Annotated in this window: 12 protein-coding genes and 3 pseudogenes; 8 read left to right on the forward strand and 7 right to left on the reverse strand. The window is 57.6% G+C overall.

Translation table 11 applies throughout. The annotated features are described in order from the left end of the window. Positions 1-487: 487 nt before the first annotated feature. Positions 488-784, forward strand: a pseudogene (locus ACYZT0_RS16265) (IS3 family transposase); the annotation flags it as partial. A 108-nt stretch (positions 785-892) separates the two neighbouring features. Here the strand turns inward: ACYZT0_RS16265 and ACYZT0_RS16270 are convergent. The 4 genes from ACYZT0_RS16270 to ACYZT0_RS16285 all read right to left on the reverse strand — a co-directional run bounded on the left by ACYZT0_RS16270 (position 893) and on the right by ACYZT0_RS16285 (position 6,517). Beyond that, positions 893-2,383 (reverse strand): aldehyde dehydrogenase, encoded by a 1,491-nt coding sequence (locus tag ACYZT0_RS16270; RefSeq protein WP_150748332.1) that lies wholly within the window; start codon positions 2,381-2,383, stop codon positions 893-895. A 310-nt stretch (positions 2,384-2,693) separates the two neighbouring features. After that, positions 2,694-4,073: an APC family permease gene (locus tag ACYZT0_RS16275; RefSeq protein WP_462046586.1), complete on the reverse strand. Its 1,380-nt coding sequence runs from the start codon at positions 4,071-4,073 to the stop codon at positions 2,694-2,696. A 151-nt stretch (positions 4,074-4,224) separates the two neighbouring features. Continuing rightward, positions 4,225-5,607: an aspartate aminotransferase family protein gene (locus ACYZT0_RS16280; protein WP_462042113.1), complete on the reverse strand. Its 1,383-nt coding sequence runs from the start codon at positions 5,605-5,607 to the stop codon at positions 4,225-4,227. Between the two features lie 31 nt (positions 5,608-5,638). Next, positions 5,639-6,517, reverse strand: coding sequence for a response regulator transcription factor (locus tag ACYZT0_RS16285; protein ID WP_462040931.1), 879 nt, complete (start codon positions 6,515-6,517; stop codon positions 5,639-5,641). 155 nt (positions 6,518-6,672) lie between these two features. Here ACYZT0_RS16285 and ACYZT0_RS16290 point away from each other — a divergent pair, with 155 nt between their 5' ends. The 4 genes from ACYZT0_RS16290 to argE are packed head-to-tail and all read left to right on the forward strand — an operon-like array spanning position 6,673 to position 10,227. Then, positions 6,673-7,962: a flavin-containing monooxygenase gene (locus ACYZT0_RS16290; protein WP_462042114.1), complete on the forward strand. Its 1,290-nt coding sequence runs from the start codon at positions 6,673-6,675 to the stop codon at positions 7,960-7,962. A 23-nt stretch (positions 7,963-7,985) separates the two neighbouring features. Continuing rightward, on the forward strand, positions 7,986-8,396 hold the full coding sequence (locus ACYZT0_RS16295) for a RidA family protein (protein ID WP_223513339.1): 411 nt from the start codon (positions 7,986-7,988) through the stop codon (positions 8,394-8,396). A gap of 11 nt (positions 8,397-8,407) precedes the next feature. Further along, positions 8,408-9,085 (forward strand): DUF1028 domain-containing protein, encoded by a 678-nt coding sequence (locus tag ACYZT0_RS16300; protein WP_462042115.1) that lies wholly within the window; start codon positions 8,408-8,410, stop codon positions 9,083-9,085. Then, positions 9,082-10,227 carry an acetylornithine deacetylase gene (gene argE / locus ACYZT0_RS16305; protein ID WP_462042116.1) on the forward strand — a complete coding sequence of 382 codons (1,146 nt, stop codon included), beginning with the start codon at positions 9,082-9,084 and terminating at the stop codon, positions 10,225-10,227. Before ACYZT0_RS16300 ends, argE begins: the two co-directional genes overlap by 4 nt. A 53-nt stretch (positions 10,228-10,280) precedes the next feature. Here the strand turns inward: argE and ACYZT0_RS16310 are convergent. Further along, positions 10,281-10,403, reverse strand: a pseudogene (locus tag ACYZT0_RS16310) (transposase); the annotation flags it as partial. 288 nt (positions 10,404-10,691) lie between these two features. Between ACYZT0_RS16310 and ACYZT0_RS16315 the strand changes: the two are divergent. After that, positions 10,692-10,880: an AbrB/MazE/SpoVT family DNA-binding domain-containing protein gene (locus ACYZT0_RS16315; RefSeq protein WP_462042117.1), complete on the forward strand. Its 189-nt coding sequence runs from the start codon at positions 10,692-10,694 to the stop codon at positions 10,878-10,880. Between the two features lie 336 nt (positions 10,881-11,216). Here ACYZT0_RS16315 and ACYZT0_RS16320 read toward each other — a convergent pair whose 3' ends face one another. After that, positions 11,217-12,194, reverse strand: a complete 978-nt coding sequence (locus ACYZT0_RS16320) for an IS5 family transposase (protein ID WP_462042090.1) — start codon at positions 12,192-12,194, stop codon at positions 11,217-11,219. 249 nt (positions 12,195-12,443) lie between these two features. Then, a pseudogene (locus ACYZT0_RS16325) lies at positions 12,444-12,734 on the reverse strand (IS66 family transposase); the annotation flags it as partial. Positions 12,735-13,274: 540 nt separating this feature from the next. Between ACYZT0_RS16325 and moaA the strand changes: the two are divergent. Both moaA and ACYZT0_RS16335 read left to right on the forward strand, forming a co-directional pair. Next, positions 13,275-14,273 (forward strand): GTP 3',8-cyclase MoaA, encoded by a 999-nt coding sequence (moaA, locus tag ACYZT0_RS16330; RefSeq protein WP_462042118.1) that lies wholly within the window; start codon positions 13,275-13,277, stop codon positions 14,271-14,273. 30 nt (positions 14,274-14,303) lie between these two features. Then, on the forward strand, positions 14,304-15,584 hold the full coding sequence (locus ACYZT0_RS16335) for a serine/threonine transporter (RefSeq protein ID WP_462042119.1): 1,281 nt from the start codon (positions 14,304-14,306) through the stop codon (positions 15,582-15,584). Positions 15,585-15,620: the final 36 nt, after the last annotated feature.

A 15,620-nucleotide genomic window follows, 5' to 3' on the forward strand; every position in this document is an offset into this window, starting at 1 on the left:
AGCAACGGGAGTTCTGATGCAGTCAGCGCAAATGGTCTCCCTGCCATTCCAAGAAAGGCAGCCAGGGCAAGGTCAGAGTGCTTGACCAGTGCTACTAAATGCTCGCCTCTCGGTCCATTGTTTCCGGCCATCCAATTCTTAACTGTCCTCTCGTCAGCGCATAAGTGTTTTTTTCGCCTGATGCGTTCCACCAAGCTCCATATGAAGAGCTTTAGCCATTCCAGCTGCGTACTGTTTTTATGCCAGAAAAGAATTGCCCGTTTTCGTGAACATTTTTCTCCCCCGGTCTTCTACCTTCTTTAGAGCTATTTCAAAAACTCAGTGACCTGATCTCGGCTTTGATTTCGCCCTACTGGCCGTCGGATCAGGTCGAGGATGTTGGCGATGCATACGCTCACTGGTGCGGGAGAGGCTCACCATGAATCAAGCACGACCTTGTCAGAGAGACCAACAAAGTCTGGATCACCGACATCACCTACGACCGGTTGAATCCGCCCAGTACAGCAGCTCTGATTGGCGCAGCTTTTTAAAGGCCAACAACCTGGTCGCTAGCATGAGCCGTCGAGGTAACTGTCACGACAACGCCGTAGCTGAGAGTTTTTTCCAGCTGCTGAAACGGGAACGAATCAAGAGAAAAATCTACACCACGCGGCAAGATGCTCGTGGTGATGTATTCGATTACATCGAAATGTTTTACAACCCAAAACGACGTCATAGTTTCAACAATCAGCTGTCACCGGTAGAGTTTGAAAAGCGTTACACAGCGAGCTTGGAGAGTGTCTAGAAAACCCGGGGCGATTCAATAATGGCCGGCCCGATCCGTGTTGATCGAGCCTGCCCTTGGTATCAGCGGTCGCATATTGTCTGATATGCGACCCGCTCACATCCGTACTTAACGCAACTGAAACCAGGTGGTTTTCAGTTGTGTGTATTTATCAAACGAATGCAGCGATAGATCGCGACCGAAGCCTGACTGCTTGCCTCCGCCAAACGGCACCGACACATCCAGCGCGTCGATGGTGTTGACCGAGACAGTACCGGCATTCAAGGCACGGGCCACACGGTGCGCGCGGTTCAGATCATCGCTCCACACCGACGCAGCCAGTCCGTAGATGCTGTCATTGGCTTGCTGCACCGCCTCTTCCTCAGTGTCAAAAGCGCTGACCGCCAGAACCGGACCGAACACTTCATCCCGAGAAATGCGCATGCCGCTCGTCACGTCACCAAAGATCGTCGGCTGAATGAAGTTTGAAGAACCATTGATGCTCAATTGCTCGCCACCGGACAGCAGCGTGGCCCCGTCAATACGTGCCTCTGCGACCGCTTTCATAATTCGGCTGGTTTGCTCACTGTCGACGATTGCCCCAGCAGCGCTCCCAGGGTTCAGTGGATCACCGGGCATCCACGCACGCGACTTGCTGATCAGCCGTTCAACAAATTCGTCATGGATGGAACGTTGCACGTACAGACGGGAATTGGCCGAGCACACTTCACCTTGGTTGAAGAAAATACCGAAGGCGGCCTTCTCCGCAGCCAGGTCCAGATCCTGACAGTCTTCAAACACCAGGTTCGGGCTCTTACCGCCGCACTCCAGCCAGACCTGCTTGAGGTTGGACTGTGCCGAGTACTGCATAAAGTACTTGCCTACCTGAGTGGAGCCGGTGAACACCAGACAATCCACGTCCGGATGCAACCCCAGTGCCTTGCCGGCGCTCTCGCCCAAGCCCGGTACCACGTTCAGCACGCCCTCTGGAATGCCTGCTTCCAAGGCAAGCTGAGCCAGACGCAGGGCCGAAAATGGCGATTGCTCGGCGGGCTTGAGTACCACGCTGTTGCCGGCCGCCAATGCAGGCGCAAGTTTCCACGCAGCCATGTCCAGCGGGAAGTTCCACGGCACTACTGCGGCAACTACCCCCAAGGCTTCCCGCGTGATGGTGGCCAACGCATTCTGGGCGGTAGGCGCGACCTGATCGTAAACCTTGTCGAGCGCTTCGCCGTACCAGGCGAAGACGTGGGCGGCGCCGGGCACATCCACGTTGTAGGCATCCATCACCGGCTTGCCCATGTTCAGCGAATCGAGCAGCGCCAGCTCTTCGCGGTGCACCATCAGCAACTCGGAAAGTTTGATCAGGATTTTCTTGCGCTCGCCGGGGGACATACGCCGCCAAGGGCCTGCATTGAAAGCCCGGCGTGCGGAGCGCACTGCCAGGTTGACGTCTTCTTCGCCGCATGCGGCAACACGCGCGAGCAATTGATTGGTCGCAGGGTTGATGGCGTCGAATGTCGCTCCGGATATCGACGACACTGGCTGGCCGCCGATCAAGGCGGTGTCGATGAAGGATTGGCGGGCAACACGCTGCTGCCAGTAGTTAAGGTCGAACACGTTGTACTCCCACATTGACCGTCTACACGGTCAGTTGTTATTGATCTGGATGGATGGTGCGCAACTATCGAGGCAGGAAGCACTGTTACCAGACAAAATCAGGTCAGATGCGGCCAGCCTTTCGAGCACCTATGAGGAGGGACAAACCACCGTTTGTTCAGAGCCAGGCCATCGCGAAATCATGGTTTTTGCTGCTGCTCAGGTAAATACTTCCTCCCCCTTCAACTCAGGGGCTGCGGCTTGGTACAGGTCATTGAGCCGACTCAAACCGCAATAACCTGTTGTCAAAACCTGCGTGTTTTGGGATGTATCACTCCGCCATCTGCAAGTCCGGCATCTTCACCCTGAACCCACGCGTGACACCCAACAAACAAATCAGCCCCAAGCCCATCCAGCACAGACCAATCGTGAACGACATACCGGAAAGGCTCGTCCACAGCCAAATGGTGCTGAGAAACCCCAGGGCCGGCAGCGCCGCGTACATCAGGTAGTTGCGTGTGCCGCGCAGTTTCTGGTCGACCAGGTAATGCTTGATCACCGCCAGGTTCACCGCCGAAAACGCGAAGAGCGCGCCGAAGCTGATCATGTTGGCGACGGTATCCAGGGTGATAAACAAGGCAATCAGCGAGAACAGGCTGACCAGCATGATCGCGGGGGCCGGCACGCGCTTTTTCGTGACCAGCTTGCCGAACACGCTCGGCAATGCACCATCGCGCCCCATCGCGAACAACACGCGCGAGACACTCGCCTGGGAGACCATTGCCGAAGCGAAACAGCCCGCTACATAGGTCGCGGTAAATGCGGTCACCAGCAGTTCACCGCCGACGCGGCGCATCACGTCCACTGAGGCTGAATCAGGGTCGGCGAAACTGTTCCATTCCGGAAACACCATCTGGGCGAAATACGAAACCAGCAGAAACAACAGCCCCCCGAACAACGACACCACCATAATGGCGAGCGGAATAGTTCTTCGCGGGTTGGGTGTTTCCTCGGCCATGGTCGACACGGCATCGAAGCCAAGAAACGACAGGCAGAGCACCGCAGCGCCCGCCATGATCAGCGGGACGCTGAAACCTTCATGATGGAAAGGTGCGAGCAGCGAAACCGGGGCGGAATGCCCACTCAGGTTGTGAAGCGATAACGCGACGAACACAACGATGAAGACCAACTGGGCAACCACAAGTATCCAGTTGACCCGAGTGATGGACTCGATGCCGACCAGATTTAGAACGGTGACCAGCGCAATTGAACCGAGCACCCACACGGCGGTAGGCACAGCGGGAAAATATTCCGACATGTAGATGCCGATCAGCAGATAACTGAGCAACGGCAAGAAGATGTAATCCAGTAACAAGGTCCAACCGGCAATAAAGCCGAAATACGCGCCAAATGCCTTGCGCGTATAGGTATAAACCGATCCTGAATAGGGGTGCGCCTGGACCATGCGTCCATAGCTGTAAGCGGTCAGCAACATGGCCACAAGGGTCAGCAGGTAGGCGGTGGGCAAGTGCCCTTTGGTCATCTGGGTGACGAGGCCATAGGTTGTAAACACCGCCAGCGGGACCATGTATGCCAGACCGAAAAGTACCAGTCCGACGAGCCCCAGGGGCTGTCGAAACCTACGCGATGAAGTGGGTTGCGATGGGGAATGATTGGAGGGAGTATCGGCCACGTTTGTTATTGTATTCATTGCTGACTCCTGGAAATGGGCATGCAGGACGCCGCGGTATCCGATGAAATCGATACCGTTATCCGTTGAGAAGTGGACTGCCCTATGTGTACGCAGGGCAATGTAACGATGCGATTCTCCACCCTTGAGCGGGGGTGGAAAACCGCTCACTTCACAGCTTTCCCGCGATCCGTGCGGTGCGGTCTACCGCGATACGGGTCTTGTCCACCAGTTCGTCGAGTTCCGCGCGCGTTGCTACCAGTGCTGGCGCCATGATCATGCGGCCGAGTGTCGAGCGAATGATCACACCCTCTTCAAAACCAAAGGTGCGGCACTGCCAGGCCAGGTCATTTTCATTGTCGAAGCGCTTGCGTGTGTCTTTGTCCTCGGCGAACTGCATGGCCGCGAGCAGACCGGTTCCCTGGATCTCGCCGATCATCGGATGGCTGCCAAACACTTCACGCAGGATCTGCTGCAAGTACGGCCCGGTATCTTCCTTCACCGTGCGAACAATGCCTTCATCACGCAACGCCTTGAGGTTGGCGAGTGCAACCGCCGCCGCGACCGGGTGCCCGGAATAGGTCAGGCCGTGGGCGAACACGCCGCCCCGCTCCACCAGCGCATCCGCAATGCGTTTGCTCAGCACCAGGCCGCCCATGGGGATATATCCGGAGGTCAGGCCCTTGGCGATCGACAGGGTGTCGGGCTCGAAGCCGAAATACTCGTGGGCAAACCACTCGCCCGTGCGACCAAAACCGCCAATCACCTCATCGGCGCACAGCAGCACATCGTATTGACGGCAGATGCGCTGGATTTCCGGCCAGTAGCTTTCCGGCGGGAAAATCATCCCGCCTGCGCCCTGGAAGGGTTCCGCGATAAAGCCCGCAACATTTTCGGCGCCCAGTTCGAGAATCTTCTCTTCCAGTTGCAGGGCGCAGCGACGACCGAACTCGGCCGGAGTCAAGTCGCCGCCCTGTGCGTACCAATAGGGCTCATCGATGTGCGCCACGTCCGGAATCATGCCGCCCATCTCGTGCATGAACTTCATGCCGCCCAGCGCAGAAGCCGCCAGGGTGGAGCCGTGATAGCCATTCCAGCGACCGATCATGATCTTTTTCTTGGGTTGGCCGACCACTTGCCAGTAGCGGCGAACGGTACGGATCAACACCTCGTTGGCTTCGGAGCCGGAGTTGGTGTAGATCACGTGACTGTAGTGGCCCGGGAGCAGGCTGAACAGCAGCTCGGACAGCTCAATCACCGCCGGATGAGTGGTGTGGAAGAACATGTTGTAGTACGCCAACTGGTCCATCTGCGCGGCGGCGGCGGCGGTTAGGTCCTTTCGCCCATAACCGAGCTGGGTGCACCACAGACCCGACATGCCGTCCAGGTAGCGCTTACCTTCACTGTCCCACAGATACAGGCCCTCACCACGCACCATCACGCGCGGGCCTTCGGCATTCAGCGCCTTTTGATCCAGAAACGCGTGGATGTGGTGGGCCGCGTCGGACTTCTGATAGTCCTGGGTCCGGCGTTTGGGTTCGAATGGTAGGTTCATGTTTTTTTCTCTCTTGTTAGTCGTCATCCGCTCAGCGGATCTTGTTCATGTAGCTTTCAAGGGGGTCCTTGCTCAGCACGCCCTGTGCCTCGGCCAACGAATCGATGAACAGCGAAAACAGTTCCGATTGCGCACCGATATCGAGCTTGCTGTAGATGTGTTTGCGGTGAGATTTGATTGTGTCTTCCGATACACCCAGGCGCTCGGCAAGCGAGCGGGTGGAGTGCCCACGCAGGATCAATTGGGCGATACGACATTCGCGCTCGGTCAGGATCGACGAGCCAAAATTGTTCAGCGCCGAGTGAATACGCTGCTCCAGCAGGCTTTCAAAGCGGGAACCCTGCGCTTCCAGACCAACGAAGTGTTTGCCCAACACCGCCAGCACCCAGGGTGCTATACGCTTGAATTGTTGGGTGGTGGCCGCGTCCAGCTTCTGCGTAAATGCCAGTGATACCGCCAGACTCAACCCGTTGTTGGACTGCAGGATGTAGTTCAACTCATCCTCCAGGTGCGAATGTCGGTAAAACGACTGGAAGTACTCGCTGAGCTCGAAATGATCGGGGGCGACATCGGCAAGGTCGTAACACCCGGAGCCGACGCCCTCTACGCACGCGCCGTAAAACGGATCGAGCAAATAGAAGCCCGACAGGTACTGACGCACATTACCCTGCGGCAGCCATGGGCCTTCCAATTCAAATAATGCGCTGGGCATGCCACCGTGCGGATACAGGTAGAGCGTGGTGGCTTGGATCGGCCAGATACAACCGAGGGCCTCGAACAAAGTTGCGGCGAAGCCCGCTTGCCCGATGCTCTCGGTTACCTTAGCGATCTGTTCAAACCATTGCGCAGAAGAAAGCCGATCTTTTTCCACTTCGAAGACTCGCTGAAAGAACGTTAGAGATGGTCCCATACCCGGAAAACCATCGAAATCACCCTATAGGGTGAGCCTGCATCCGATATTTATGCTCACTTCCCAGCTTAATAATATTTTATTAATAGCCCCCCTCCCCCTAGCCTTGAAGTCATGCACGAACTGAATCCAACTGCATTACGCAAGGCAGACACATGACTGAAGCAATAACAAAAACAGACACCCTGGTAGTGGGAGCCGGTCAGGCTGGCGTGGCCATGAGTGAGCACCTGAGCAAACAAGGCGTGCCGCATCTGGTGCTGGAGCGCAGCCGCATTGCCGAGCGCTGGCGCACCGGGCGCTGGGATTCGTTGGTGGCTAACGGTCCGGCCTGGCATGACCGTTTTCCAAGCCTGGAATTCGATGACGTCGCCGCCGATGGCTTCGCCCCCAAAGAACGCGTCGCCGATTACTTTGAAGCTTATGCCCGCAAGTTCAATGCGCCGATTCGTACCGGCGTGGATGTACTCTCGGTGGTGCGTAATGTCGGCCGCCCAGGCTTTACCGTGCACACCAGCGAAGGCGTGATCGAAGCCAACCGCGTAGTGGCAGCCACCGGGCCGTTCCAGAAACCGGTGATTCCGCCGATTGCACCTGAAGACTCCGCGCTGCATCAGATCCACTCTGCCGATTATCGCAACCCTGCCCAACTGCCGGCCGGTGCCGTGCTGGTGGTCGGTGCAGGCTCTTCCGGTGTGCAGATCGCCGATGAGTTGCAACGTTCCGGACGCCAGGTGTACCTGTCGGTCGGCGCCCACGACCGCCCGCCCCGCGCCTATCGCAACCGGGATTTCTGCTGGTGGCTGGGGGTGTTGGGCGAGTGGGACCAAGCGGCGATGAAACCCGGCCGTGAGCACGTAACCATTGCAGTGAGCGGTGCACACGGCGGCAAGACAATCGATTTCCGTGAGCTAGCCCAGCAAGGCATGACCCTGGTTGGCCTCACGCAATCCTTCAGCGGCAACCTCGCCAGCTTCCAGCCCAACCTGGTGGAAAACCTGGCGCGTGGCGATGAAAACTACCTGGCCTTGCTGGATGCGGCCGACGCCTACGTGGAGCGCAACGGCCTGGACTTGCCGCTGGAGCCTGAAGCCCGTCGCGTGTTTCCCAACGCCGACTGTATCAAGAACCCGATTCTGGGACTGGACCTCGACAAAGCCGGCATCACCTCGATCATCTGGGCCACTGGGTTTGCCGTGGACTACAGCTGGCTGAAGGTCGATGCGTTTGACGCCGCCGGCAAGCCCCAGCATCAGCGCGGCGTCTCCAGCGAATCCGGGATCTATTTCCTCGGTTTGCCGTGGCAGTCGCGCCGTGGCTCGTCGTTTATCTGGGGCGTGTGGCACGACGCCAAGTACGTCGCCGACCATATCGCCATTCAGCGCCAATACCTTGAGTACCGCGACGCCGCCCCGGTGGTTCGTCAGTCCCCTGTCAACGCCTGATCCCTATTTTCCGGAGTTTTTTGATGCCTACTCACACTCGTATCCGTATGTTCAACACCAAGGAAACCTACCCTAACCAAACCCTGGACAACGACCTGTGCCAGGCCGTACGCGCCGGCAATACCGTGTATGTGCGCGGCCAGGTGGGCACTGATTTCGAGGGTAACCTGATTGGCCTCGGCGACCCACGCGCCCAGACCGAACAGGCGATGAAGAACGTAAAGCAACTGCTGGAAGAAGCCGGCAGCGACCTGAGCCATATCGTCAAAACCACCACCTACCTGATTGACCCGCGCTACCGCGAGCCGGTGTACCAGGAAGTCGGCAAATGGCTCAAGGGTGTGTTCCCGATCTCCACCGGGCTGGTGGTGTCGGCCCTGGGTCAGCCGCAGTGGTTGATGGAAATTGATGTAATCGCGGTTATCCCGGAGTAAGGAGGCTTCCCATGACCTTTTCAATCGTGGCCCGGTGTGAGGACACTGGCCAGCTGGGCATTGCCATCAGTTCATCAAGCATCGCCGTGGGTGCCCGTTGCCCATGGCTGCGCCCTGGTGTGGGCGCGGTGTCGACCCAGAACATCACCTTGCCGGCCCTGGGTCCTGACGTGCTCGACCTGCTGGAACAGGGCCTCGCCCCGGCCGAAGCGCTCGACAAGGCCCTGACCAGCAATGGCTACAGCCAATACCGACAGCTGACGGCGATTGATCACCTGGGGCGCGCCGTGCATTTCAGCGGCAGCGAAACCCTCGGTACCCATAATGCGGTGTCGGGCGAGCAGTGCGTGGCGGCGGGCAACATGCTCGCCGACCGCGGGGTGATCGAGGCGATGGTCAGTACTTTCGAGCAAGGCGAAGGCCAGTTGGCCGATCGCCTGCTGGCCGCGATGCATGCGGCCATCGCTGCTGGCGGCGAGGCCGGTCCGGTGCACTCTGCTGCGCTGGTGGTGGTCGGTGAGCTGACATGGCCGATCATCAACCTGCGAGTGGATTGGGCCGACGAGAATCCTATCGGTGACCTTCAAAGACTATGGGACGCCTACCGCCCGCAAGTCCAAGACTACATCGACCGCGCCCTCGCCCCCGATCGCTCCCCGGGCTACGGCGTGGCCGGTGATGACCGATGAGCAGCAGCCGCGAACTGCTGCAGACGCTGGTGGGGTTTGATACCACCAGCCGCGAATCCAACCTGCATCTGATCGAGTTTGTGCACGATTACTTGGCGGGTTTCGGTGTGGCCAGCGAACTGGTCTACAACGAGGAGCGAAGCAAGGCCAATCTGTTTGCCAGCATCGGCCCGGTGGAATTGCCGGGCATCGCACTTTCAGGGCATACCGATGTAGTGCCGGTGGATGGGCAGCCATGGACGGTACCGCCATTCGAGCTAACTGAGCGCGACGGCAAGCTGTTTGGCCGGGGCACGGCAGACATGAAGGGCTATATAGCCTGTGTGCTGGCGCTGGTGCCGGCATTGGTGAAGGCGCCGCTGCGGATCCCGGTGCATATCGCCCTGTCGTACGACGAAGAAGTCGGCTGCCTCGGTGTGCGTTCGTTGCTCAAGGTGCTTGAGCAGCGGCCGGTGAAGCCGATGCTGTGCATTATCGGTGAACCGACCGAGCTCAAGCCGGTGCTCGGCCATAAGGGCAAGTTGGCCATGCGCTGTGATGTGCATGGCGAGGCATGTCACTCGGCCTATGCGCCGTATGGGGTGAACGCCATCGAGCATGCGACGGAGTTGATTGGTGAATTGGGAAGAATCGGGCAACGCCTGCTGGACACCCAAGATGCGCGTTTCGATCCACCATTCAGCACGGTGCAGACCGGGGTGATCAGTGGCGGCAAGGCGCTGAATATCGTGCCGGCAGATTGTCGGTTTGATTTTGAGATTCGTGCCTTGCCGTCGCAGGATCCGGGTGAGGTAGCTGAGGAGTTGCAGGCTTATGCCATGCAAAAAGTGCTGCCGCGCATGCAGGCAGTCAGTCGCCAGAGTGCGATTCGTTTTACCGAGTTGTCCGCTTACCCAGGCTTGGTCACCGACGAACGCAGCCAGGCGGCAGAATTGATCGCGGCGTTTTCCGGTTCGCGGGAATTTGGCACGGTAGCGTTTGGTACTGAAGGCGGGTTGTTCGATGCGGCGGGCATTCCCACGGTGGTGTGCGGGCCCGGGAGCATGGACCAGGGGCATAAGCCGGATGAGTTTGTGAGTGTGGCGCAATTAGCGGGGTGTGATGCGATGCTACTGCGGATGCTGGAATCAATCCGCGCCTGAGCCGCCTATCTACCAGACACCAAAAATCAAATGTGGGAGGAGGCTTGCTCCCGGCCCGAGCAGAGCACCCAGAGCACGCCGTTGAGCATCAGCCGATCATCTGCCCGTGGGCGTCCGTTACGGCGGGGTTCACTGAAGATGTCTGCAACCAAATCCCAGGCTGCGTCGGGGCGTTCCTACCGTTTGGCCGTCGTGGGCTCCTGGACGCGAACTCTACTGAGTCCCGACGCTTGCAGGGTTCAAATGAGTTTCAGCTGATTTCGTACAGAACCTAGCATCCCTTCGGGCCAGATACCGAGCCATTCGAGACTGACGAATACACCGCCACTGCTTTGTCACTCAAAATCCATTTACCTTAATGAACGGCGCTCAGCCATCAGCGACTGTTAAATTTCCTCCATCCATGCAGGACAAAGCACGAGCATAATGAAGCGACTCCCCCACGATGTAGTGAGAGTCGTATCATGAGTGACATCAGAAGCTGGGCGGTCAAATGCCAGGACACCCCAGATGAAAGTGGCGACGTCATCGTCGAACTACCACCAGAAGTGCTTGCGAGACTTGGCCTAGACCTAGGTGATGAGTTGAGTCTCGAGGTGACTGACGGCGCAATAGTGCTAAAGCCAGTACGCAGTAAGCCCTCTTCTCCCTGAGCTCCGTGCAATCATACTTCTACCTGATTTTTCGGGAGTCAACCGGGAGGCCTATGGGTCACGAACGCGTAGCAGAAAGACGCAGTTCCCACCTCCGTTACCCTTTTGGTTCGAGCGTAAAAGCCATTTCCGCTCGTTCAACGTAACGATCTTTATGCAGGTTCACATGTGTTCACCGTACCGAATATCTAGGGAAGGTCTGAAGTACCCACCGATTTTTGATACCCTCACTACTTGAGGCTCAAAAAATCATAAGTCGGCGAAAATCAGACCTTTCTTGTCCTTAATCCACGGTTCTTTCCTCTGATTGCACTGTTTCAGGGCAATTGGCCCGCATTACGGACGCACCTCGCCCATACCCATCAACCGTTTTCGCACCATCCACAAGTTCGACAAAGCGAACAACGTTGTCTGCTGCGCGATGTTTTTAAACAAACCACGAAAGCGCACTTTCGTATAACCAAACTGGCGCTTGATCACGCGAAACGGATGCTCAACCTTGGCCCGCACCTGCGCTTTCGCGTATTCGATCTTGCGTCGCATGCGCCCGATCAGACTCTTTTTTGCGTGCTTTTTATAGCTGCTTGGTCGGGCGGCAATCGACCAGATCATCTTGCGATCCTGATGCTCGGGACGTTTGTCCACGCCGGTGTAACCGGCGTCGCCACACACGTAAGTTTCCTCACCGTGCAGCAACTGATCGACCTGCGTCACGTCCGCCACATTGGCCGCCGTGCCCACCAGGCTATGCACCAAGCCGGATTCGGCATCGACGCCGATGTGCGCTTTCATACCAAAAAAGTACTGATTCCCTTTCTTGGTTTGGTGCATTTCGGGATCGCGTTTACTGTCCTTGTTCTTGGTCGAACTCGGCGCGTGAATGATCGTCGCATCGACCACCGTGCCGTGACGCAACAGCAGGCCACGGTCGCCCAGATAGCCATTGATGACCTGCAAAATCCCGCCTGCCAACTCATGTTTTTCCAACAAGCGGCGGAAGTTGAGGATCGTGGTTTCATCGGGAATCCGATCCAGATTCAAGCCCGCGAACTGGCGCAGAATCGTCGTTTCATACAGTGATTCTTCCATCGCCGGATCGCTGTAGCCGAACCAGTTCTGCATCAAATGAACGCGCAACATGGCCATCAACGGATACGCCGGACGGCCCCCTTCGCCCTTTGGATAATGCGGCTCGATCAAAGTAACCAAGCCCTTCCAGGGCACGACCTGATCCATCTCGTTCAGGAAGCGCTCGCGGCGGGTCTGCTTACGTTTGCCGGCGTACTCGGCATCGGCGAAGGACATCTGTTTCATCGGGACTCAACCGTCGTGTTCGTGTCAGGCGGGTATTTCACCAGATTTGGAAGTCTTCTTCAGAGTTTCCCTAGTACTCATCCGGCTATGGCTGCCAGAAGGGTACGCCTCTCGCGATTGATACCCCGCACCTTGCGGTGCCTCGTTACATTGTCAAAGGCGCTCTTGATTCAGCCTTCTAGATTCACCCGGTGACACGGGTGGTTCCCTCCAAGGGGAACAACTTCTGTAAGCGACTTCGTGTCGCACCTCTGCCGCGTTGTTGTCGATTGGCAAAAAACCGGCTTCGGTGTAACGGACTAACTTGTCCCAGTTGCTGGCCAGATAACTGATGGTTTTGCCCAGCGCGTTTTGCGTTTTCTCCAGCCAGGCGTGTAACTGCGCCAGGACCGGCAGGCTGTTTTGCTGTCGACCTTCATGGCGATGTTCATCGCCGGCTTCTTTTAAATCTCGCTCGACACCGTACAGCTTGTTGATCAGATTCAGGGCTGTATCGGCACGCCCGGTTTTGCCCTTGGGTTGCACTTTTTGCGCCTCGATCGACAAACTTGCGTCGCGCATGCACCAATAAGCGTCCAAACGGAGGTAGTAATCAGGCGAACGGTGGAGATAGAGGCTCTGGAGCTTAAAATCAAACGTCTCGTGGCTGCGCATGCAGGTCTGATTCGTGCTGTTCAACTGACTGGCGGTATGGCCGCACTTTAGCGCTTCTGGAAGGATTACAAAGAAATTGGTGTGCTGCAGAGGAGCTGGGCGCGGTGTCTCCAGACGGCTTAATCTTAGAATTTTCGACAGATGGAAAACAAGCGAGGTAGATACGGGGCGGGGTTGGGTGCCCGAAAGTACGGGGGGCATAGTGACCTTTACAAATCCAAGCATCCATTGCGATCGCTTCGCTGCCCCGTGCGCGGAACTGTTCTAGCGGAAACAAAACTGGAAGATATCCACTCCGCCCAGTTCGAATGCTACCTCCCGATTTAAGATTCGTCTGATTCAACCGCCTACACCAGCACGACACACTACTCCAAAACGTGAACAGACCCGCTTATTAACGAGCCTGAGCGGCAACTGGAGGTGGTAGTGCCCAAACGAACTTTGATAGACCATTTTTCTCGTCAGATCGACTACCTCAGATTGTCGGTCACCGACCGATGCGACGCCCGATGCGTTTATTGCATGGCCGAGGACATGACGTTCTTGCCGCGCCAGAAGGTCATGACACTCGAAGAACTTTATAGAGTAGCAGAACGTTTTGTCGCACTGGGCACCCGAAAAATCCGCATAACCGGTGGCGAGCCGCTGATTCGCCCAGGTGTCGTCGGCCTGTGCGAACGCCTTGCAGCACTGCCGGGCCTGCGCGAACTGTGCATGACCACCAACGGATCACAGCTGGTAAAGTTGGCGGGGCCATTATTCGACGCTGGCGTCAAGCGCCTAAACATCAGCCTCGACAGCTTGGATGCGGATCGCTTCAAGGCTCTGACTCGCAAAGGCGATCTGAAAAACGTCATCGCGGGTATCGACGCCGCTAAGCTTGCAGGCTTTCAGCACACCAAACTCAATTGCGTGGTGATGAAAGGACGCAACGATCACGAGATCAACGATCTAGTGGCCTTCGCCATAGATCTGGGGCTGGATATTTCCTTCATCGAAGAAATGCCGCTGGGCATCATCAGCGAGCACAGCCGTGTCGAAGCGTTTTATTCCAGCGCGCAGGTACGCGAGCGGATTGCCGAGCGCTACACCCTCATCGGCTCAGCCGAATCGACTCAAGGCCCGTCACGCTATTGGCGACTGGCCGAAGCGCCGCACATTCGCCTGGGGTTCATCTCGCCCCACAGCCATAACTTCTGCGGAACGTGCAATCGCGTTCGGCTCACCGTGGAAGGCCGGTTGCTGCTGTGCCTGGGCAATGAGCACGCCGTCGACCTGAAGCAGGTGCTTCGCCGCTACCCGGGCGATACCCGGCGACTGGAGCAGTCGATCATCGACGCAATGAACGTCAAACCGTATCGCCACCACTTCGCACTCGATGACGCCGTGCAACTCGTGCGTTTCATGAACACTACGGGCGGATAACGCCTGACTGCATTACGGAGACCCTGAGGGATGAACGATCCGGCCAATACTTCCGATAGCCCCTTTGATGTGGGCGCACCTAGCCATCTCAAAAGCTGGAACCGTCATGACACCACCTGGATGCTTGGCCTGTTCGGCACGGCCGTCGGCGCCGGAACGCTGTTCCTGCCCATCAACGTGGGCCTGGGCGGCTTCTGGCCGTTGCTGATCCTGGCGGTGTTGGCGTTCCCCATGACTTTTTACGCACACCGTGGCCTGACCCGTTTCGTGTTGTCCGGACGCGAAGGCGCGGACATCACCGAAGTAGTGGAGGAGCATTTCGGCCTCAAGGCCGGTGCGCTAATCACCTTGCTGTACTTCTTCGCGATCTTCCCTATCTTGCTGATCTACAGCGTGGCCCTGACCAATACCGTGGGCAGTTTCCTCGAACATCAACTGCACATCATGCCGCCACCGCGCGCCGTGCTGTCGTTCGTGTTGATCCTCGGCTTGCTGGCGGTGGTGCGATGCGGCGAGCAGGTGATCGTCAAGGCCATGAGCCTGATGGTTTATCCGTTCATTGTTGCGCTGCTGTTCCTCGCGGTGTTCCTGATTCCTCACTGGGACGGCGGCATCCTCGCCACCGCTTCGACGCTGCCAGAACCATCGGCACTGCTGCACACGCTGTGGCTGGCGATTCCGGTAATGGTGTTTTCGTTCAACCATTCGCCAATCATCTCGGCATTCGCGGTCGATCAGAAGCGCCGTTACGGCGAGCACGCCGAAGAACGCAGCTCGCAGATCCTATCCCGCGCCCACGCCTTGATGGTAGTGATGGTGCTGTTCTTCGTCTTTAGCTGCGTGCTGACCCTGTCGCCGGCGCAATTGGCGGAAGCCAAGGCGCAGAACCTGTCGATCCTGTCGTACCTGGCCAACCACTTCAGCAACCCGACCATCGCCTTCGCGGCGCCGTTGATTGCGTTCGTGGCCATTTCCAAGTCGTTCCTGGGCCACTACATCGGTGCCAGCGAAGGCTTGAAAGGTCTGATCGTGAAGAGCGGCAAGCGCCCGGCGCCAAAGACGCTGGACCGCATGACGGCAGCTTTCATGCTGGTGGTCTGCTGGATTGTCGCCACGTTGAACCCGAGCATTTTGGGCATGATTGAAACCCTCGGTGGCCCGATCATCGCCGCGATCCTGTTCCTGATGCCGATGTACGCGATCCGCAAGGTGCCGGCCATGGCGCGTTATCGTGGTCAGGCTTCCAACGTCTTCGTGACGGCGGTGGGCCTGGTGGCGATCTCGGCGTTGGCCTGTTCACTGAATGCCTGAGTCAACGACATGATTTATTCGGCACCTGCGCCTCTC

The organism is Pseudomonas sp. ZS1P83 (assembly GCF_054897825.1).

Coding starts and splice junctions, on each gene's coding strand:
- ACYZT0_RS16315 (WP_462042117.1), top strand. CDS start 10,692: ATGAGTGACATCAGAAGCTGGGCGGTCAAATGCCAGGACACCCCAGAT.
- ACYZT0_RS16300 (WP_462042115.1), top strand. CDS start 8,408: ATGACCTTTTCAATCGTGGCCCGGTGTGAGGACACTGGCCAGCTGGGC.
- ACYZT0_RS16280 (WP_462042113.1), bottom strand. CDS start 5,607: ATGAACCTACCATTCGAACCCAAACGCCGGACCCAGGACTATCAGAAG.
- ACYZT0_RS16275 (WP_462046586.1), bottom strand. CDS start 4,073: ATGAATACAATAACAAACGTGGCCGATACTCCCTCCAATCATTCCCCA.
- ACYZT0_RS16285 (WP_462040931.1), bottom strand. CDS start 6,517: ATGGGACCATCTCTAACGTTCTTTCAGCGAGTCTTCGAAGTGGAAAAA.
- ACYZT0_RS16295 (WP_223513339.1), top strand. CDS start 7,986: ATGCCTACTCACACTCGTATCCGTATGTTCAACACCAAGGAAACCTAC.
- ACYZT0_RS16290 (WP_462042114.1), top strand. CDS start 6,673: ATGACTGAAGCAATAACAAAAACAGACACCCTGGTAGTGGGAGCCGGT.
- ACYZT0_RS16320 (WP_462042090.1), bottom strand. CDS start 12,194: ATGAAACAGATGTCCTTCGCCGATGCCGAGTACGCCGGCAAACGTAAG.
- argE (WP_462042116.1), top strand. CDS start 9,082: ATGAGCAGCAGCCGCGAACTGCTGCAGACGCTGGTGGGGTTTGATACC.
- ACYZT0_RS16335 (WP_462042119.1), top strand. CDS start 14,304: ATGAACGATCCGGCCAATACTTCCGATAGCCCCTTTGATGTGGGCGCA.